19 protein-coding genes are annotated in these 20,217 nt (G+C 35.8%); 2 read left to right on the forward strand and 17 right to left on the reverse strand.

The window, feature by feature from the left end; genetic code table 11:
* Positions 1-9: 9 nt before the first annotated feature.
* The 5 genes from MKY04_RS13345 to MKY04_RS13365 form a co-directional block, all read right to left on the reverse strand.
* Positions 10-567 (reverse strand): hypothetical protein, encoded by a 558-nt coding sequence (locus MKY04_RS13345; protein WP_126296222.1) that lies wholly within the window; start codon positions 565-567, stop codon positions 10-12.
* Between the two features lie 207 nt (positions 568-774).
* Positions 775-1,902 carry an RNA polymerase sigma factor RpoD gene (rpoD, locus tag MKY04_RS13350; RefSeq protein ID WP_126292736.1) on the reverse strand — a complete coding sequence of 376 codons (1,128 nt, stop codon included), beginning with the start codon at positions 1,900-1,902 and terminating at the stop codon, positions 775-777.
* Positions 1,903-1,933: 31 nt separating this feature from the next.
* The gene (gene dnaG / locus MKY04_RS13355; protein ID WP_126292832.1) at positions 1,934-3,754 is read right to left on the reverse strand and encodes a DNA primase; all 1,821 of its coding nucleotides are present in this window, start codon (positions 3,752-3,754) and stop codon (positions 1,934-1,936) included.
* Between the two features lie 317 nt (positions 3,755-4,071).
* Positions 4,072-4,884 carry a pyruvate, water dikinase regulatory protein gene (locus MKY04_RS13360; RefSeq protein ID WP_126292737.1) on the reverse strand — a complete coding sequence of 271 codons (813 nt, stop codon included), beginning with the start codon at positions 4,882-4,884 and terminating at the stop codon, positions 4,072-4,074.
* 11 nt (positions 4,885-4,895) lie between these two features.
* Complete coding sequence (locus tag MKY04_RS13365; protein ID WP_126292833.1) at positions 4,896-5,534, reverse strand: helix-turn-helix transcriptional regulator; 639 nt, start codon at positions 5,532-5,534, stop codon at positions 4,896-4,898.
* 407 nt (positions 5,535-5,941) lie between these two features.
* Here MKY04_RS13365 and MKY04_RS13370 point away from each other — a divergent pair, with 407 nt between their 5' ends.
* Both MKY04_RS13370 and MKY04_RS13375 read left to right on the forward strand, forming a co-directional pair.
* A complete protein-coding gene (locus MKY04_RS13370; protein ID WP_126292738.1) occupies positions 5,942-7,330 on the forward strand; it encodes a glycine--tRNA ligase in 1,389 nt (462 codons plus the stop codon).
* Between the two features lie 263 nt (positions 7,331-7,593).
* Positions 7,594-8,073, forward strand: a complete 480-nt coding sequence (locus MKY04_RS13375) for a hypothetical protein (protein ID WP_126292739.1) — start codon at positions 7,594-7,596, stop codon at positions 8,071-8,073.
* Between the two features lie 85 nt (positions 8,074-8,158).
* Here MKY04_RS13375 and MKY04_RS13380 read toward each other — a convergent pair whose 3' ends face one another.
* The 12 genes from MKY04_RS13380 to MKY04_RS13435 form a co-directional block, all read right to left on the reverse strand.
* Positions 8,159-8,929, reverse strand: coding sequence for an IclR family transcriptional regulator (locus tag MKY04_RS13380; protein ID WP_126292740.1), 771 nt, complete (start codon positions 8,927-8,929; stop codon positions 8,159-8,161).
* Positions 8,930-8,981: 52 nt separating this feature from the next.
* Positions 8,982-10,136 carry a CoA transferase gene (locus tag MKY04_RS13385; RefSeq protein ID WP_346234572.1) on the reverse strand — a complete coding sequence of 385 codons (1,155 nt, stop codon included), beginning with the start codon at positions 10,134-10,136 and terminating at the stop codon, positions 8,982-8,984.
* Between the two features lie 21 nt (positions 10,137-10,157).
* Positions 10,158-10,964 carry an enoyl-CoA hydratase/isomerase family protein gene (locus MKY04_RS13390; protein ID WP_126292741.1) on the reverse strand — a complete coding sequence of 269 codons (807 nt, stop codon included), beginning with the start codon at positions 10,962-10,964 and terminating at the stop codon, positions 10,158-10,160.
* Entirely contained in the window at positions 10,957-12,033 is a 1,077-nt protein-coding gene (locus MKY04_RS13395; protein WP_346234573.1) for an acyl-CoA dehydrogenase, read from the reverse strand. The genes MKY04_RS13390 and MKY04_RS13395 overlap by 8 nt, the downstream gene beginning before the upstream one ends.
* Positions 12,030-13,175, reverse strand: coding sequence for an acyl-CoA dehydrogenase family protein (locus MKY04_RS13400; RefSeq protein ID WP_126292743.1), 1,146 nt, complete (start codon positions 13,173-13,175; stop codon positions 12,030-12,032). The genes MKY04_RS13395 and MKY04_RS13400 overlap by 4 nt, the downstream gene beginning before the upstream one ends.
* A gap of 260 nt (positions 13,176-13,435) precedes the next feature.
* Positions 13,436-14,206, reverse strand: coding sequence for a DNA repair protein RecO (gene recO, locus MKY04_RS13405; RefSeq protein WP_126292744.1), 771 nt, complete (start codon positions 14,204-14,206; stop codon positions 13,436-13,438).
* Between the two features lie 97 nt (positions 14,207-14,303).
* Positions 14,304-15,389 (reverse strand): zinc-binding dehydrogenase, encoded by a 1,086-nt coding sequence (locus MKY04_RS13410; RefSeq protein ID WP_126292745.1) that lies wholly within the window; start codon positions 15,387-15,389, stop codon positions 14,304-14,306.
* Positions 15,390-15,535: 146 nt separating this feature from the next.
* A complete protein-coding gene (era, locus tag MKY04_RS13415; protein ID WP_126292746.1) occupies positions 15,536-16,450 on the reverse strand; it encodes a GTPase Era in 915 nt (304 codons plus the stop codon).
* Positions 16,428-16,850 (reverse strand): cytidine deaminase, encoded by a 423-nt coding sequence (locus tag MKY04_RS13420; RefSeq protein ID WP_185807617.1) that lies wholly within the window; start codon positions 16,848-16,850, stop codon positions 16,428-16,430. The genes era and MKY04_RS13420 overlap by 23 nt, the downstream gene beginning before the upstream one ends.
* A gap of 181 nt (positions 16,851-17,031) precedes the next feature.
* Positions 17,032-17,382, reverse strand: a complete 351-nt coding sequence (locus MKY04_RS13425; protein WP_126292747.1) for a diacylglycerol kinase family protein — start codon at positions 17,380-17,382, stop codon at positions 17,032-17,034.
* Positions 17,369-17,854: an rRNA maturation RNase YbeY gene (gene ybeY / locus MKY04_RS13430; RefSeq protein ID WP_126292748.1), complete on the reverse strand. Its 486-nt coding sequence runs from the start codon at positions 17,852-17,854 to the stop codon at positions 17,369-17,371. Before ybeY ends, MKY04_RS13425 begins: the two co-directional genes overlap by 14 nt.
* 14 nt (positions 17,855-17,868) lie before the next feature.
* Positions 17,869-19,986, reverse strand: coding sequence for an HD family phosphohydrolase (locus tag MKY04_RS13435; RefSeq protein ID WP_346234574.1), 2,118 nt, complete (start codon positions 19,984-19,986; stop codon positions 17,869-17,871).
* Between the last annotated feature and the right edge of the window lie 231 nt (positions 19,987-20,217).

The following is a 20,217-nucleotide window of genomic DNA, read 5'->3' on the forward strand; positions in this document are numbered from 1 at the left end:
AATATTATTTTAGTATAGAAATTGATATCCGATTAAAATTACAAGACCTAAAGAACCCGATAAGGTAAAATATAATAATTTCAATTTTAATCCAGTTATTAACCAAATTACACAGTTTGAAATTAGCAATGAAAATAAAACGACAGTATTATTTGCAAAATATTCAAGGCTAATTTTAACTGAAAGAGCGAATATTAAGAGAGCAGCTGCTATTTGTAAAACAGGTGCAATTAAGCCATGTTTTTTTGCAAACGTAAAGGCGCTTAACATAAGTACAAGAGCAATAATGCCAACAAATAATACGATGAGCCATACAAATTCTGTTGTCATAAATAGCCCAAGAACAAGTAGGATTATAATGATGCTAATACTAATAAGAAAAATATTATTATTTCGCTTTTCTTTTGCTTTAACTGCTTTTTTATAACTTACTTCTTCCTCCAACTCAAGCTCATTGCCTTCTGAATAAAGTGTCATTAAAAAGTCGCAATATTGATCAGGTAATAGTTTATTTTGTTTCCAAAATAGTATTTCATTTAAAATTATTTTTTTTCGCGGATTTGGCATAAGCTTTTTCTCCAAAATTGTTTAATATTGTATGTATATTTATATTTTAACTTAATAATCATGAAAACACATCCATAGAAAGTATTACTCAAGCTTTAGAATTACTTTTTTATGTAAGCCAACTTCAATTTTATTTTCGATAATTTTAAGTAAATAAGGCACCCTTCAAAAGGATGCCTTAGCTTTATTAATAATTCAATTTTAGTTTTATTCTAAGAAATCTTTTAAACGTTTACTACGAGACGGATGGCGTAGTTTTCTTAGGGCTTTGGCTTCGATTTGGCGAATACGTTCACGTGTTACCCCAAATACTTTCCCAACCTCTTCCAAAGTACGAGTACGACCATCATCTAAACCGAAACGAAGGCGAAGTACATTTTCTTCACGGTCTGTTAATGTGTCTAAAACATCCTCTAATTGTTCTTTCAACAATTCATAAGCAGCGTGGTCAGATGGTGATTGCGCCTCATGGTCTTCAATGAAATCACCTAAGTGAGAATCATCTTCTTCCCCTATTGGCGTTTCAAGAGATACTGGTTCTTGTGCTATTTTTAAAATCTCACGCACTTTTTCAGGTGTTAAATCCATTTCTTCCCCAATTTCTTCTGGAGATGGCTCACGACCTAAATCTTGTAATAATTGTCTTTGAACACGTATTAATTTATTAATTGTTTCCACCATGTGTACTGGAATACGAATTGTACGTGCTTGGTCAGCTATTGCACGAGTAATAGCTTGACGAATCCACCAAGTAGCGTATGTTGAAAATTTAAAGCCTTTACGATAATCAAATTTTTCAACAGCTTTAATAAGCCCCATATTTCCTTCTTGAATTAAATCCAAGAATAACATCCCTCTACCTACATACCGTTTTGCAATGGATACAACAAGTCGTAGGTTGGCTTCTGCCAAACGTTTACGTGCTTCTTCATCACCTTGTTCAATACGTTCAGCTAGTTGAATTTCTTCATCAGCAGTGAGTAAATCTACCCGACCAATCTCTTTCAAATACATTCGAACAGGGTCATTAATTTTTACTCCAGGAGGAACACTTAAGTCGTTTAAATCAAATGCTTCTTCGCTCTCTTCTTGCTTAGATAACACTTCATCTTCAAACTCTTCTTTGCCTTCCACTTGAATACCGAAGCTTTTCTCGATATCTTCTGCAAAATGAAAAATTTCTTCATTTTCCAACTCGAATGGAGCAAGTTTGTTTGAAATTTCATTCATTGAAATTTCATTATCTTTTTTTGCTTTTTGTTGTAGAAGTGTTTTTACTTCTTCAACTGATTGCTCATTTAATACATCTTTTGACTGTTCTGACTTGTCCGCCATAAAACTTCCTCCTTCTAACAACCGAATCGGGTTAAATCGCCGATAATGATTTTCTTAATTGAATGATTTGTTGGGCGATTGCAAGTGCACGTTTATGCTCATGCATTTTTTCCGCTTCCTGTGAATCATGAAGCAATTTTTTTATTTCAGCTTCAATGCGATATTTTTTTAATTGTTTCAGACAGTCCGCGATTTCAGCTTCGGCATGATCTGGATCACTTTCTACTAACGCAGCTTCCATCACAATTTTTCTTAATTCCTGATCCTCGAGTATTTCTAAAAATCGGTGATAATCAGGAGAAGCGTGTTCCTCATAAAAACCGATTAAACGCACAAATACTGCTGCGTATTCGTCGCGGGCAAATGGTTGAGGTTCATCACTTTTCAATACTCTATCTACAATTTCGAAATTGTTTAGCATATGTGATAATAGTAATCGTTCTGCTCTTTCAGTTGCAGATAAAGTTTTTTTCGGTTGAAGATCAATTTGTTTTGTTTGATTTCTTTGTTCTACTCGGTTAAAATTCTTGGCATTATTAGCTTCGAATTTTCGAAACTGTGCATAAATTGCTTCCTCAGAAATATTCGTCTCACTTGCAAGCTGTTTAATATATAAATCCCGTTCTATTGGTGAAGATCTGCCAACAAGTTGTTCAAGTACTTCCTGGATATATTGCAACACATCATTTTCAAATTGAAAATTTTTATTGCGTCTCGCATGCATCATCATAAAAGTGATATATGCATGTGGCTTGTCTAAAATTTGCTGAACAAAAGATTCCGATCCGTATTTACGAATGTATTCATCGGGATCTAATTTTTCTGGCAAAAGAGCGACTTCAACTTTTAACCGCTCCACATATAACATTTCAGCTGCACGTTTTGCTGCTTCCCAACCAGCATTATCACCGTCATAACAAATTATAATTTGCTCACTCAAGCGCTTTAACTTTGTGATGTGCTGGGTTGTTAAAGAAGTACCCATTGTTGCAACTGCGTTATATACACCAGCTTGATTGGCTGCAAGAACATCCATAAATCCTTCCATCAGAATAACCTGACGATTTTTTCGGATTGAAGTTCTTGCCTTGTCCAAATTAAAAAGTACCTGGCTTTTATGAAAAATTGGCGACTCTGGACTGTTTAAATATTTAGCCTCATCCGCTGAATCGATAATACGACCTGAAAATGCAATCACCTTTCCATTTTCATCTCGTATTGGAAACATGATTCTTCCTCTAAAGCGATCATAATAAGTATGGTCACTTTCCCTATGGATGATGAGTCCGCACTCAGCCATTTCCTCTAGTGAAAAGCCTTTTCTCTTTAACAAAACAGACAGAGTATCCCATGCTGGCATAGACCAACCTATACCATTCGTTTCGATATGTTCCTTTGTAAATCCTCTTTTTAGAAGATAATTTAAAGCAAGTTCACCATCTTCCGTATTCACCAACAAATGATGATAAAAATCGGCAGCAAATTCGTGTGCCTCAAGCATTTTTTCTTCTTTTTTTGAATAAGATGGGCCAGAGTTTTGCATACTATTGCTTTGGATATCTAAATGTATACCGACACGTTCGCCTAACTTAGCAACAGCATCTGGAAATGGTATATTTTCAATATCCATGACAAAAGTAATAGCATTACCACCAGCACCACATCCAAAGCAATGGAAAATTTGCTTATCTTGAGACACTGAAAAAGAAGGTGTATTTTCACCGTGAAATGGGCATAATCCAAACCAGTTTCGCCCTCGTTTAGTTAATTGAATATACTCGCTAATACAGTCGACTATATCTACTTGAGAACGAATTTGTTCGATCGTTTCTTCAGGTATTTTCTGGTTCACTTTATCACCAACTTCAATTGCTAAATAACACAATTCGAGATAAATAAAAAAAATCCTTTAAATTACGACAAAAAAATAATGATTTTTATCAAATTTAACTCTTAAAAATATTTTTACCACAATTTTTTTATTATAAAACAACTAGATGAAAATTTCCACTTTTTTTAAAAAAATATAAAAAAGTTCTTTCATAGTACACAGTTACTAGTTAGGAATAATTAAGGCTCCCATGAAAATTTATTTTTGATAGTATTTTCTTACGAACGTACTATAGGGGCAGTGTAGAAATTTCACTTTTCTAGACAGCCCCTTCAAGTTTATTTATTTTGTTCTATTTTTTCAATAATATCATTTGCCGTTTCTTCTACGGCCTTGTTTGTTACATCTATTACTGTACAACCAATTTGTTCAACTATTTTATAAAAATTAGCTATTTCTTGTTCAATGCGAGATTTTTTTGCATAGCTTGCATCATCACTTAAACCTAATGCGATTAATCGTTCTTTTCGAATGATATTTAACTTTTCTGGTGAAATGACTAATCCAAAGCATTTTTTAGGATTTACTAAAAATAATTCTTCAGGCGGATTAATCTCTGGAACAAGCGGAACGTTTGCTACTTTATATCGTTTATGGGCTAAATACTGAGATAAAGGTGTTTTTGATGTTCTTGATACACCAATTAAAACGACATCAGCTAATAATAGTCCTCTAGGATCACGCCCATCGTCATATTTAACTGCAAACTCAACGGCTTCGATCTTTTTAAAATAGTCCTCATCCAATTTATGAACGATTCCCGCTTCCTCTAGCGCCTTTTGTTCGAGCTTTTCCTCAAAAAGCTCAATGATTGGACCTAATAAATCAATATATGAAACATTTTGTTGATGACAATAGTCTATTAGTAATCGTCTCTTCTTTTCTTCAACTAAAGTAAACACAATTATTGCATCTTGTACTTTGGCTATTTCTACAATTTTTTCAATATGGTCATTATTTTCGATATGAGGAAATCTTCGAATAATTGTGTTATCGAAATCTGGACGGAATTGTGATACAGCAGCTTTTACAACTTGCTCACCAGTTTCTCCAACTGAATCGGAAACAACAAATATTTTTAAATTTTTCAAATTAGCACTCCTTATAAATCATGCGTTTCTGCTAAAGAAATAAATGCTTTTGTAATATTCGTTTTAGTTAATCGACCAATTATTTCAAGGCCTTTTTCTGTTTCATTAACAACAGGCAATGAATCTACTTGTCTGTCAATCAACTTTTTGGCAGCCATAATTAATGAATCTGTTTTATGACAATACACAATATTAGGCATTCGCGTCATAATAATATGAACAGGAATTGTAGTTAATGCTTGCGTTCCAATACTTGTTCTTAACAAGTCTTTACGTGATAATACACCTTGTAAAAAAGAATTATCATCAACTACAAAAAGTGTACCGACGTCTTCTAAAAACATATGAACAATTGCATCATAAACTGTCATATTTTCGGATACAACAACAGGCAATGACTGGAAATCTTTTACTTTTAAATTTAACATTGACTCTGTTAGTGATGTCATCGATTTTTTACCAGAATAAAAGTAGCCAACACGCGGCCTAGCATCTAAAAACCCTGCCATAGTTAATATTGCTAAATCTGGTCGTAGAGTAGCCCTGGTCAAATTTAGACGTTCTGCAATTTGCTCACCTGTAATTGGACCATTCTCCTTAACGATTTGCAGAATCGTGTCCTGACGTTTATTGAGTTCTATTGGACTCACCCGCTTCAAATAGTGTTATACTGAATACTAAAATATTATATACTATTTTAAAGCTCATTGCGAAGAAATAAACTACATGCTACAATATTGACACACTTATGGTGCTTACCATAAAATATCATATAGAACTTCATATAAGGCAATGACAGGACAATAAGTATCTTTTCAACACCAGCGAGTAGGAATTGGTGAAAGCCTACATGAAAAGTGAAACGGCACCCTTGAGCCATTTTAGATAAAAGAGGATTGTTTGGCAAATGATATGTTTCGCAGAATGCGAGCGCTTAACTTCAACCAAACAATCAAGCGGGGTGGAACCGCGGGTGTACATACGCACTCGTCCCCGGGCGTTCAAAAGCCCGGAGACGGGTGCTTTATTATTTTATACAAAACTAGGAGGCATTTTCATGGCACAAAAATCAATGGAAACAATCGTTAACTTAGCGAAACATCGAGGCTTTGTTTTCCCTGGATCTGAAATTTATGGCGGTCTTGCAAACACTTGGGATTACGGTCCATTAGGTGTTGAACTTAAAAACAATGTAAAAAAAGCATGGTGGCAAAAATTCGTTCAAGAATCTGAATATAACGTTGGATTAGATGCTGCAATATTAATGAACCCTCGAGCTTGGGTTGCATCAGGCCACGTTGGTAACTTCAACGACCCAATGATCGACTGTAAATCATGTAAAGCTCGTCACCGCGCTGATAAATTAATCGAGGAAGCATCACTTGAAAAAACAGGTAAAGAAATCATTGTAGATGGAATGAGTTTCGACCAAATGAAAGCGAAAATGGAAGAACTTTCTGTTACTTGTCCTGAATGTGGAGCTAGCGACTTTACAGATATACGTCAATTCAATTTAATGTTCAAAACATTCCAAGGTGTAACTGAAAGCTCAACAAATGAAATTTACTTACGTCCTGAAACTGCACAAGGAATTTTCGTAAACTTCAAAAACGTACAACGTTCTATGCGTAAACGTACACCATTTGGTATCGCCCAAATCGGTAAATCATTCCGCAACGAAATTACACCAGGTAACTTTACTTTCCGTACTCGTGAATTCGAACAAATGGAACTTGAATTCTTCTGTAAGCCTGGAGAAGATCTAGAATGGCAAAACTACTGGAAAGAATTCTGTAAAAACTGGTTATTAAATTTAGGAATGAAAGAAGACAGCATTCGTCTTCGCGACCACGAGCAAGACGAATTATCTCATTACTCTAATGCAACTACTGATATTGAATTCCGCTTCCCATTCGGATGGGGTGAATTGTGGGGTATTGCAGACCGTACAGATTACGACTTAAAACAGCATATGGAACATTCTGGTGAAGATTTCACTTATATCGATACAGTAACAAATGAGCGTTACGTACCATACTGCATCGAGCCATCACTTGGAGCAGACCGCGTTACATTAGCATTCTTATGTGATGCATATGATGAAGAAGAGCTAGAAGGCGGCGACTCACGTACAGTACTTCGCTTCCACCCTGCTCTAGCACCATTCAAAGCAGCTGTATTGCCATTATCTAAAAAACTAGCTGATGAAGCAGGCGAAGTTTGGGCTGAATTACGTAAATCATTCCCTGTGGATTATGATGAATCACAATCAATCGGTAAACGTTACCGACGTCAAGATGAAATCGGTACACCATTCTGTATCACATACGACTTCGACTCAAAAGAAGACGGGCAAGTAACAGTACGCCACCGCGACAGCATGGAACAAACTCGCATGCCGATTTCGGAAGTTAAAGCGTATATTGAAAAACATCTTCAATTCTAAAAGTTATAATTTTTAATATAGCTATGCGAGTTCTGCACCGAAAGTGAAGCGACAGGTGCAAATCCCGCTTTATCCGAAGCTATTTCATTTACAGAAAAACACTTACAATTTTAGTATGACTTGGAGCTTATTTCGCTGTGCGAGGTAAGCTCTTTTTTTATTGTGACCGAAAATTCTAGTCTCCATTCTATTCCTTTAATGATTACTTTTTTTCAATTTTGTATACTACTGGTAGGGGGATCATAAAAAAGGGGGATAAAGAGATGTTCTTTCAATCTGCTTCAAAACTTAAAAAAGAAAATAAAAAAAGTTGCGATTCATTTGAGAAATTACAAACAATCGTCAACATTCTACTCAAACGTGAAGTTCCATCTTCAAATACAATGCATCATTTGTTATATCATGCAAATATGAAACTCGAACAGCTAAGAATCACCTATTCATACCATCGCAAACATATCACTCTTACAACAGCAGTAGGTGTTTACCATAAAGAGGCTTATGAAGAAACGTTCAAATATTTTAATCAGCTACAGCTTTTAGTTGATGCTTATATTTCTCTAAATATAGAAGAAAATCGGCAGCAAATAAACCACCGATTATCGTTTAAAGAACATTTTATAGAAAAACTTTCGAAAGAAATAACAGAGTTTAATAACCAACATATACTACCATTTTTAGAGGAAAAATTTTGGTATGCAATAAAAGAAGATATAATGCCAATTTTAGCTGAATTGAGATAACAAGTATTCATTACACAACAAATAAAATAAGGTATTTGCTATGAAAACGTAACACCTAAAGATTGATCATAGGTGTTACGCTTTTTTATAACTGTCGTTCAATTTGTAATTTTGCACTTAAAATCAAATCAATTAATTGTCTCTCTGAATATTGTTCAACCCGAGCTTCTGGAATAACAATTGAAATCGAAGCAAGAGGCCTGTTTGTTGGCAGCAAAATTGCTGTACTTACAGAATACGCTCCTACAACACGTTCACTGCGGGATAATGCATACCCTTGACTACGTATGGCTGTCAGCTCTTTTTTTAATGCATCCACATCAATAATTGTTTGATTGGTAATCGGAATTAATTGAACGCGTTCAAAGTATTCGTTCAACTCTTGGTCTGTTAAACATGCTAATAAGCATTTTGCAGAAGCGCCTGCATATAGAGGTGATGTATGGCCAACAAATGTTTTTGCACTTAATGGATGTGTAGTGTCAAGGTTGAATATACACCTACGTTCATCACCATCAATAATATTTATGCAAACACTCTCCCCGGTCTCATCATTGATTCTCTGTAAAATTGGCTTAGAAATTGTTAGTAAACTGGATTCCTGCTCTACTAAGTAACCTAAATACAATAGTGAAAGGCCCAGTTGATATTCTTTTGTTTTTTCGTCTTTATGCAAAAAACCTTCGTAAACTAAAGTCGAAACAAACCGCTGTAAACTTGAAATACCAATACCTGTTTTTTTATGCAATTCAGTTAAGGACAGTCTTGGTTGCTCTTTGCTAAATGCACGCAGCACATGTATCGCCTTATGAACTGATTGCATTGTATAGTTCTTTTGGAAGGTTATTTGATCCATCTTCTCACCCTGTCTATTTACCAGCTTTTTATTTCCATAAAAAAGTTTTAAGTTAATTACCATCTTTGTTTAGATAGCAAGCTAAAAAATCTTTCGTATCTTCTCCAAGCAGTGGTGCAGCTCGATTATATTGAATGTTTAGGTCTGAATATTGTAATGGATTTTTTATAAACCTCATTTTTCCATATTGTAAATGTTCAATTTCACCTATTAAATTTCGGTCTTCAACTTGTTGCTGGGCAAGAGCCTCTTCAATTGTATTTACTCGGCCAGCCGGAATTTTATGATCCCTTAGCAGCTCAATCCACTCATCTCGTGTTTTTCGCCTCATTATTTCAGAAATATAACCTATAAGTTCGTCTTCATTTTCCTTCCGCTTTATATTGGTGTAAAATCGTTTATCTTCTATCCAATCTGTTCGATCAATCATGTTGCAAAACTGAACAAATTGTCGATTTGTACCTACACATACCATTAACGGTCCGTCAGCACACTCAAATACTTGGTATGGCGCCACATTATTATGACTGTTGCCGAGTCTTTTAGAAATAAATCCACCATTTAGATAACTGCTTGCGACATTCGCTAAACTACTAATTTGTACATCTAGCAACGATATATCGATAAATTGACCTTTACCTGTAATATCTCTCATCCTAAGTGCAGATAAAATACCAATCACTACATAGAGAGAGGTTAAAATATCTGCGATTGGAATACCTACTTTCATCGGCTCTCCGTCCTTATCACCTGTGACAGACATAAGCCCACTCATTGCCTGAATAACAGGATCAAATCCCGGTTCCTTTGAAAGTGCTCCTGATTGTCCGAATCCCGTAACAGCACAATGAATGATGCGCGGATTTATCGATTTTAACACTTCGTATCCTAAACCCATTTTTTCCATATCGCCTGCTTTAAAATTTTCCAAAACGACATCCGCGTCTTTTATAAGTTCTAGGAATATATGAACATCTTTCTCATCTTTTAAATTCAGCAAAATTGATTTCTTATTTCGATTTGCGCATAAATAATACGTACTTTGACCATTCATATATGGGCCCCAGTCACGCATGCTATCTGATCCATCTGGATGCTCTATCCGAATCACTTCAGCACCCAAGTCACCTAAAATCATTGAGCCAGCAGGTGCTGCGTAAATTCTTGATAAATCCAAAATACGAATATCCTCTATTGGTTGTGGCATCGTATCACTACCTTTTCTATTCTAATTAAATTCCGCCTTTCTTTTCTCAAGTACAGCCTGAACACCTTCCTTATAATCCGGCAATTCTGTAACTAACCCCATGTTTGAAGAAATATAATCTAGAGAAGAACGCAGTGACATCGTTTGACTCTGATAAACTGCACGTTTAATCATTTGAATAGCAGTTTGTGGACCTTGAACTAATTTTTTTACATACTCTTGTGTGAAATGCTCGAGATCACCATCTGGAACGACGAATGTAACCAAGCCTTTTTCTTTCGCCTCTGCGGCTGTTATTACCCGTGCTGTCCAAAGCATATCGAGAGCCTGGTCAATACCAACGAGCTTCGGTAAAAAGTAGGCAGCACCATCTCCAGGTACAATACCTACTTTGATATAGCTTTCCGAAAACTTGGTAGACTCTGCTGCAATCCGAATGTCACACATAAGCGCCATATCGAGTCCTGCCCCAAATGCAAATCCGTGTACTTGAGCTATAACCGGCTTATCAATCTCTTCAAGTAAAAGGGGTACACGTTGAACTTTTTTCCACAATGAATTTTTGCGTGCAAGAGCAGTAGATGCAATGTCTTCTGAACTTTCGTAAAAACCTTTCCCGGCAGCCATTGCTTTTACATCTCCCCCAGCGCAAAAGCATTTGCCGTTACCCTTTACAATCAGTGCTCGAATTTCGTCAGAATCTCGCACAGCTTCCAACGCTTTAATCCAGCTTATAATCATTTCTTCGCTAAATGCATTCATACTTTCCGGTCTATTTAATGTTATCGTGGCAACATAATCCTTAATTTCAAATAATAAATCAGCCATTTGTTTCTCCTCCTATTGGTTGAATCACATTATTGGACTTTGTAATGAATTCCCATAAATCCATCTCTGATTGCAATAGAGTTTGAGCTAAGACTTTTTTCCAATAGTATGATGTATAGCCTTCTTCACGCCATGACCACAATCTTCGTGTATAGTAATGTAAGTTATGCTCATGTGTAACACCAATCGCTGCATGTACTTGATGTGCGGAAGTTGCAACAATTCTACTGGAATCATCGATGCGTAAGCGCGCTAAAGCAACCTCGTATTCTTCTCTACCTTCTGCTAACGCACTAATCATATTATCTACGGAAGTATTTGTGATAGCTGTTTCTCCTGCTAGAATCGCAATATGCTGTTGAATTAATTGAAAGCGATGTATTGGACGTCCAAACTGCTGTCTTTCTTTTGAGTATTGCACGGTTAATTCATTTGCTTTTTCAAGGGCACCGCTCATTTTCGCAATGTTTGCTGCTGTATTAATTTTCTTTAAGCTTTGAATGAGCTCATATGGCACAACAATTTTTTGAATAACTGCAGCATTATTAAATGTAATGCTATCTCTAGGTTCAGCTGCAAGGTTGATTTGTTTAGTTATGGCTGCATTTTCTAAAGGTATTTGAACGATATAGTAATCGTCTTGTTGTTTCGCGGCAGTAACAAGTTGCTGCATATGCCTAGCCCATGGTACATTGTGCAGCAGACCTGATAGACGATCTTCTTGCAATTCTAACATCTGCTCTTCATCGATTAGTATCGTAGCTCTTTCAGTAATAGGTGATAACCCGCTAGTTTCAAGTGTGAAATTAGCTAATGTATGTTCAACAAATGGTATAGGAACTGCATACCTTCCTACTAATCTATAAACATTAAAAATGCAATCGAGGTCCCCTCCAACCCCTCCATGCTCTTCTAAAAGAGCGAAATTCAGCATTTCATTTTCAGCCAATAGCTCCCATAAATTTTCTGCCCATTTTCCTTCTTCAAGTAAATCAACTGTTTCCTTATCAGCACAATCTTTAAAAATTTTATCAATTACTTCAATAAGCATATCTTTCATTTCACTCATCCAGCGACAACTCCCTTCGCTACTATGCCATATAAAACTTCAGAAGTACCTCCACGAATTGTAAATCCAGGCGAATGTAAAATTGCTTCAGCCATATATCGGTCAAAATTTTTATGTGCTTCTAAACATGGCATTGTTTGAACTAGCAAACGTGCCACTTCAGGAACTTTTTGCTCAAATTTAGTGCCAATACTTTTAACAAGTGCTGCTGGAATTGCAACCTCGCCGCCTTCCTCTAACATCTTTGCAACACCAATTGATAAATTTCGTAATCCCCACATTTCAGCAATTAGTTTTGATGCTTCCCCTAGCCCAATCAAATCTCCTTGCTTTTTTAGCTCTTCTACTAATTCATTTAATAGAGGGAAAGTACTTAAAATTCGTTCAGGACCGCTTCGTTCATAGGCAAGCTCCGCTAAACCCTGCACCCACCCGTTTCCTAAGGTTCCAACAACCATATTATCTGGCACAAAAACGTTTTCAAAGAATACATCATTGAAATGGTTTTCGCCAGTTAAATAACGAATCGGTTTTATTTCTACCCCGTCTGCATGTAAGTCAATTATAAGTTGGCTAAGCCCCTTATGCTTTTTCTCTGGATCAAGAGGTTCCGTACGAACGAGCGTCACCATGTAGTGTGCATCATGTGCGTTACTCGTCCATGTTTTTGCACCATTTACAAGCCAACCACCTTCTACTTTTGTTGCGCGAGTACTGACTGATGCTAAATCAGAGCCGCTATTTGGTTCACTAAGACCAATGGCAAAGAAACATTCACCCTTTACGATTTTTGGCAGGAAAAACTTTCGCTGCTCTTCTGTTCCAAATCGCAATAAAAGTGGCCCTGTTTGACGATCTGCAAACCAATGCGCCGCTACTGGTGCACCAACTGCTAAAAATTCCTCTGTCAAAATATAGCGGTCAATTGAACTTCTCCCCCCTCCACCATATTCCTCCGGCCATGTCATTCCAATCCAGCCCTGTTTAGCAATTATTTTGGAGAAAGAAGGATCACTTCCACTTAACCATGAATCACATTTTGTATTAAATGTTCCCAGCTCGATTTGCTTTTTTAAAAAAGATCGAACCTCTAAACGAAATTTCTCTTGTTGTTCAGTAAACTGAACTGTCGGTAACTTCATTTCCACATCCCCTTTACACGATTACGGTAATTATTATTATATATGCGTATATTTTTGATTTATGTCACCAAAGTAAATTTTCAGTTTTATGAGAATCATTTACAAAATAAAAAAACAATTCAGTATGTATCTGAATTGCTTTTTTCCTTCTTAATTGAGATGTGGGCGATTACTTCACAAATGAGGGCGATATTGCCACAAATCAGGGCGATAACCTCACAAAAGTGAGTGATGTTTTGGTTGTTTTATAAATTTTTTTACTAATTATCATTCTTCTTATTTTGTAATTCCGGTGTGCGTTCCAGCTGTTCAATAAAGGAGCGGGATTTTAATCGAATTCCGGTTTGCTCTTCATAAATTGTTGTAACAATTTTTTTAATAAAATGCTTCGTTCCTTTTTTTAAATCTAATTTGCCAACCTGTTCAATTGGTACAGTATAAAACATTCGGATTAATTTTAATTGTGTTGGGGTTAATCGAATAATATATGGATCTAAGTGAAAGCATCGATGGCATAAAAAACCGCCTTGAGAAAACGAAAAGGCAAATTCACCTTCTACTTGTCCACATGAAGCACATGCATGCAAAACTGGTTGAACACCTGTGTAGGGCAACAGTTTCCAATCTACAAAAAGAGCGATTGCTTCTGGATCATAACCTTCTTCAATAGCATGTAGTGCTTGCTGTAATACTTCAAAAGCAAAAGGCTGCGGACTTCCCTCATCTACTAGTCTATCCATAAGTTCTACAATATAACTCGCATAGGCGGTTGCCATAATTTCTGTTTGTATATTGCGCATGGAGCTAATATGTTCCCCCTGCTGCAACGTCCCCATACCACTAGTTCTCTGAACGACAAACATTCCATGCATAAAGGTTTGCGTTATACCAGCTAACCTACTTGTCGGCTTTTTTGCTCCGCGCGCCATTACTGCAACTTTGCCCGCCTCTCTCGTCATCAGCGTAACGATTTTATTTGATTCCCCATAGGAACGGGATTTTAATACAATGCCTTCCCATTTGTTTAGCATTGGCGGCACTTCCTTCAATTGAATTTCTACTTTCTATTATACATAAAAAAGAACACCTGCAAGAAATTCAGGTATTCATATTTATTAATTATTTTTGTTATTGTATTTCAATTGAGGCGCGAGTTACTCCTCTATTGAAAGATGCCTCTAATGCTTCTGAAATATCATCCAAGGTAAAATTGCAATTTAAAATATTACTAAATGGATATTGGTTTATATTGTTACTCAAAAATTGCAATGATTTATATAAATACCATGGCTGATATCGAATAATTCCTTTTATTTCTACGCCTTTTCTAGTCATAAGACCCGGATCAAATTCAGTTAATTTCCCAGGAGATATATTCCCTATAGAAATATATTTACCACCAGATTTAATTAAATGGATTCCCTCTGCAAAAGCAGCAGGTACACCTGTGAGCTCCATGACTACATCCGCACCAATGTTATTTGTATATGCTAATACCTTTTCGACACGTTCTTCCAATGAAGAGTAATCTGTCATGGATAAAGTTATATCCGCACCGAATTTTTTCGCCAATTCTAGTCTGTTCTCGACTGCATCAATTACAATAACATTTGCTCCAAAAGTCTTTGCTACTGCGGTTGCGTTCAACCCTAATCCGCCTGCCCCTTGGATGACAATTGTATCTCCATATTTCAACCCGGATTGTTCAATTCCATAATATACTTGAGACAGCGCACAATTGGCACTAGCTGCTACTTCATTTGGAATATTATCCGGTACTTTGTAAAAATATTGGTATGGATGGATATAGTAATGTGTTGCAAAAGATCCATGGAAATGAGGATATTCATGAGCTTCTTTGCTCCAATATTCATATGCATTGTCACAAATATTAAAATATCCCTGCAGACAATTTTTGCATTTTTTACATGTTAAAAAATAAGCGGCTGCTATTCGATCTCCCACTTTAATAGGTTGTCCAGCATAATCAGTCGTTACATCTTCACCTAATTCTATAATTTCGCCAACCATTTCATGACCCATTACACCTGATTTTTTTGTCGGATGAAACCCTTTCCAAATATGAAGCTCTGAACCGCATACATTTGTTCTAATTACTTTCACTAAAACAGAACCTTTTGAAGCTTTTGGCAGATCATACTCCTCAAAAATCATTTTTTCCGGCTCAGTCATTACTGCAACTTTCCCTTTCATTCCCATACCCCCATGCAATAGTCTTTCTTCTAACATATGAATGAAATGAAACAATTATTTTTCAAAGTAGATATACTTCAAGATTTGTTCAACAAAAAAAGCCTCAAAAGTATGCATTCCAAACTTTTGAGACTTTCTTTTAATTTTTAGTATTCATCTTCTCTATAGCCAAAGTCGCGTAAAAACGTAGATTTATTGCGCCAATCTTTTTGAACCTTTACCCAAAGTTCCAAATATACTTTTGAGCCGAGAAGCATCTCTATATCTTTACGTGCAAGTGTACCTACTTCTTTTAATAGTGCACCACGTTTTCCAATAACAATTCCTTTTTGGGAGTCCCGTTCTACCATGATTGTTGCCTGTACTCGGATCTTGTTGTCATTTTCTTCATCACGTTTAATTTTATCAATAACAACAGCAATCGAATGTGGAATCTCCTCACGTGTTAAATGGAGAACCTTTTCACGAATTAACTCCGAAATAATAAAACGTTCGGGATGATCTGTTACTTGGTCTGATGGGTAATATTGAGGCCCTTCAGGCAAATATTTCTCAATTGTTTCTAATAAGTTTTCCACATTATTTCCTTGTAGTGCAGAAATAGGGATAATTTCTGCAAAAGGAAGCTTTTCTTTATATGTTTCAATGATGCGAATAATCTCATCAGGGTGAATTTGGTCGATTTTATTTATTATGAGAAAAACAGGTGTTTCAGTTCCCTGTAGTAATTCAAGAATGAACTCATCACCTTTTCCAAGTTCCTCTTCAGCATTAACCATAAACATAATTAAGTCAACTTCTCTTAAAGTATCCTTTGATACTTTAATCATGAATTCACCCAGTTTATGCTTTGGTTTATGAATCCCAGGTGTATCAATGAATATCATTTGAGAATGTTCACGTGTAAGAACACCTTGAATTTTATTTCTTGTTGTTTGAGGTTTATCTGACATTATGGCAATTTTTTGGCCAATAACTCGATTTAAAAAAGTTGATTTACCGACATTCGGTCTACCAATAATGGAAATAAACCCTGATTTAAAGCTTTTGTTTTCCTGCATTATCTAAATCCTCCGGTGTAAAGGCGCCTGGTAATAACTCGCCCACTGTCGTTTGTTGTAAGTCTCCTTTTAAGTTCGTTAAGTAAACCGGCATATCTGGTGAACAAAACTCTGAAATCACTTGTCGGCATGCACCACATGGGGAACATGGACGGTCAGTATCTGCTACGACTGCAAGCCCAGTAAATTTAGTTACTCCCTCGGAAACTGCTTTAAAGATAGCTGTTCTTTCTGCACAGTTTGCTAAACCATAACTAGAGTTTTCAATATTACAGCCAAGATAAACTTGTCCATCCTCAGTTAATAAAGCTGCTCCTACCGGAAACTTTGAATACGGTACATAAGCTTTTTGTCGTGCTATTTTAGATTGCTCAATTAATGATTTCATATCCACTGTCATAATAATGGATACCCCCTCTTTATAAACTCTTTATTTTTAGATGTTAGCGCAAGAACCCAGCCATCTCGGGTGGAAAGCTTATCGATTCGGGCTTTTATCCGCACATGGATGTGCATGTACCAACAACGGCACACGTGACACTTGCACCAACTTATTGCTAATCAGACGCTTCCCGCTTTTCTTAGAACCATTTAGGAAGAAAGATAAGTAAACCGATTATAACACTTGCAAGCGCAAATACAAGTACAGCGCCTGCCGCAATATCTTTTGCTTGTTTTGCAAGTGGGTGAATTTCAGGTGAAGCTAAATCGACTATACTCTCAATAGCAGTATTCATCATCTCAGCGCCAATAACTAAGACAATGATAATAATTAATACTAGCCACTCTAAATAGCTTAACCCAGTAACTAACCCTGCTGCTACAACAATAAATGCACTTAAAATATGAATGCGCATATTCTGTTCTTTCATTGCTGAAAAAATGCCATAAAGTGCATAACCAAAAGACTTAAAAAGTTTACGAACGTCCATTAAAATCACGGCCTAAACCAAATGAAGATAAAATTTCATCCTGTTTGCCAAACATAACTTTCTCATCTTCTGGTGTCATATGGTCGTACCCTAAAAGGTGGAGAAAACCATGAACTGCTAGGAAGCCTAGTTCTCGTTCAAAAGAATGTCCATACTCGTTTGCCTGTTCTTTTGTGCGATCAGTCGAAATAATGATATCTCCTAATATTCTCGGAATATCCTCTCCAACGATTTCCACTTCACCCTCCCCTAATTCTTCTAAAGCAAATGAAATAACATCTGTTGGCTGATCTTTATCCCGATATTGACGGTTGATTTCATGAATCGCTTCATTCGTTACAAATGTAATTGATACTTCACTTCCATCCTCAATATTTAAAGTGTCTGCTGCATGTTGAAGAAGTTTTTCAACCAGTTCGAGATGTTCTTCTTTTACTTCATTTGTTTCATCTAAAAAATCAATATTTAACATGACTTCCTCCTAATTTAATCCTCTTTCGGATACTCAATTCGAGAATGGAAAATTCCATTTAATGTTTCACATAGTACTTTTTCAATAATCTTTAGTTCTTTTATTGATACATCACATTCATCAAATTGATGTTCTTGTACACGACTTTGAATGATGGAATGTACAAGTTCCTGAATTTTTTCGATATTTGGCTGTTTCATAGATCGAACTGCAGCTTCAACACTATCAGCAATATTAATTACAGCTGCTTCTTTTGTTTGAGGCTTTGGTCCTGGATAGCTAAATTTACTTTCGTCAATCTCTTTTCCCTGTTCTTTTGCTTTAAATAAAAAATATTTTAATGTACTTGTTCCATGATGCTGTAATGCAATATCTACAATTTCTTTAGGCATTTTATGTTTTTGTAATAGCGCCGCCCCATCTGTAGTATGAGATATGATGATTTCTGCACTTCTTTCCGGCGGTAAAGAATCATGCGGATTTATGCCAGACATTTGGTTTTCAATGAAAAACGCAGGTCTTCTCGTTTTTCCAATATCATGATAGTAGCAGCCTACCCGAGCAAGTAAACCGTCAGCTCCGATCGCCTCACAAGCAGCTTCTGCGAGGTTTGCAACCATGACACTATGATGGTAAGTTCCTGGAGTTTCCGTTAATAATTTTTTTAGTAACGGATGATTTGGATTCGATAATTCGATTAACTTCATTGTCGACAATAATCCAAATGCTGATTCAAAAAATGGCAATAATCCCATTGTTAAGGCGCCAGATAATAAACCAGACGTAATACCCGCAATGCCATAAAATAGCAGTTCAAATACTTCAAAATCTGATTGTGCCATTAAAAGATAAAATGCAATAAATGATGTGTTAACAATGGATACTATAATGCAGGCTTTTAATAAATCCGATCTTTTCTCAATACTTCTCATAAAGAAAATGCTTGCCAACCCACCAAAAATAATATAAAGTGCAATATCCATCTGCAGTACCGCAGCGTAACCTTGATGGAAAATAACACCTGCTGAAGCAGCTGTTAATATCGTCACTAATATTGCGACTTTTTCATTTGCTAAAAGTCGTAAAAGCATCGTTGCTAATGCAGTCGGATATAAAAATGCAATCGTAGTATCGAATTCGTTGGACAACATGCTTAATATCTTCATAAGAATAATGGACATAGAATACACTATAGCTGTAACAAACAAGGCATTTCTTCTTTTCGTAATATCCATTTCCGAACGATCAAATAAAATATACAAAAAGATCATTTGTAAAATAATGAATATTACTAGCCCTATAAGTGGTTCATTTGTCGTATTGTTATTAAGCAATCCTAATAATTCAAGCTGTCGATATACTTCACGGTCAATTAATTCCCCTTCTTGAACAATAATTTGCCCCTGTAAAATACGAGTTGGTTCAACTTCTTCACGGGTTTGTTGTATTAATTCATCCGTTTTTACCTTATCTAAAACCTCTGTTTCAGTAATTGCAGCTCGTCCTATAACAATTACAGAATTTAAAATATGTTCATCAATCGATGTATTTTGACGGATTTTTGTTTCTATTTCATTTCGTTTTTGTGTTACTTCATCAGCCCTAATAGATTCTGATAATAACGTATCTACAAGATTAACAAGAATACTTTTTGTACTAGTTAAACTTGATTCATCTGCAGTTAATAATGATTGTAATTGGCTTTTTGTAAAAATAAGTTGTGATTGGCTATCTGTAATATCTTTTAATTTTTCTTGCAATAGTTTGACTTGCTCTTCCAGTGTCGGTTCTTTTTCTTTAGATTTTATATCTTCTCGAACATCGGTTACTATATCAAAAAGTGATTCAACAAGTGAAACTCGATGCCCTGCTGTTTCTTCATTGAACACGTAAACAGGCTCCACTGCATTTTCAGCTTGTTTCCGTTCTTCTTCTGTTTTCACAGTATCTTCTACTGTTTTTACTGCTCGTATTGTTTCAGGTGCAAGCTGAAATGGTTGAATATCATATGTAGTACTCCGCACATTTCCTAGCATTAAAAAGAATTGCAGTAATCCAGTCAATAAAAGAACGATTATTATTAAAGTTCTAAAACTGAACATATTCATTAATTTATTAAAGTGCCTGTTCATTGTGCACCCCCACCAAGTCTATATGTACTAGTTTACCAATTTATGAGGATAATTTCATGGATAGTTGACAGAAAGTGAAAAGAGACTTATATAAATTGTACTTTTTTGCTTTTTGAATTTTTGTTTTAATATCACATTTACTTAAATTGAAAGGTACTGTCATGTAAATTCGCTGCATTTTATTAACAATAATTAAAAATCTGCTCATTTCTCCATAATTAGAATGAGCAG

This window comes from Lysinibacillus telephonicus (genome assembly GCF_039654155.1).
GTDB lineage: Bacteria > Bacillota > Bacilli > Bacillales_A > Planococcaceae > Ureibacillus > Ureibacillus telephonicus.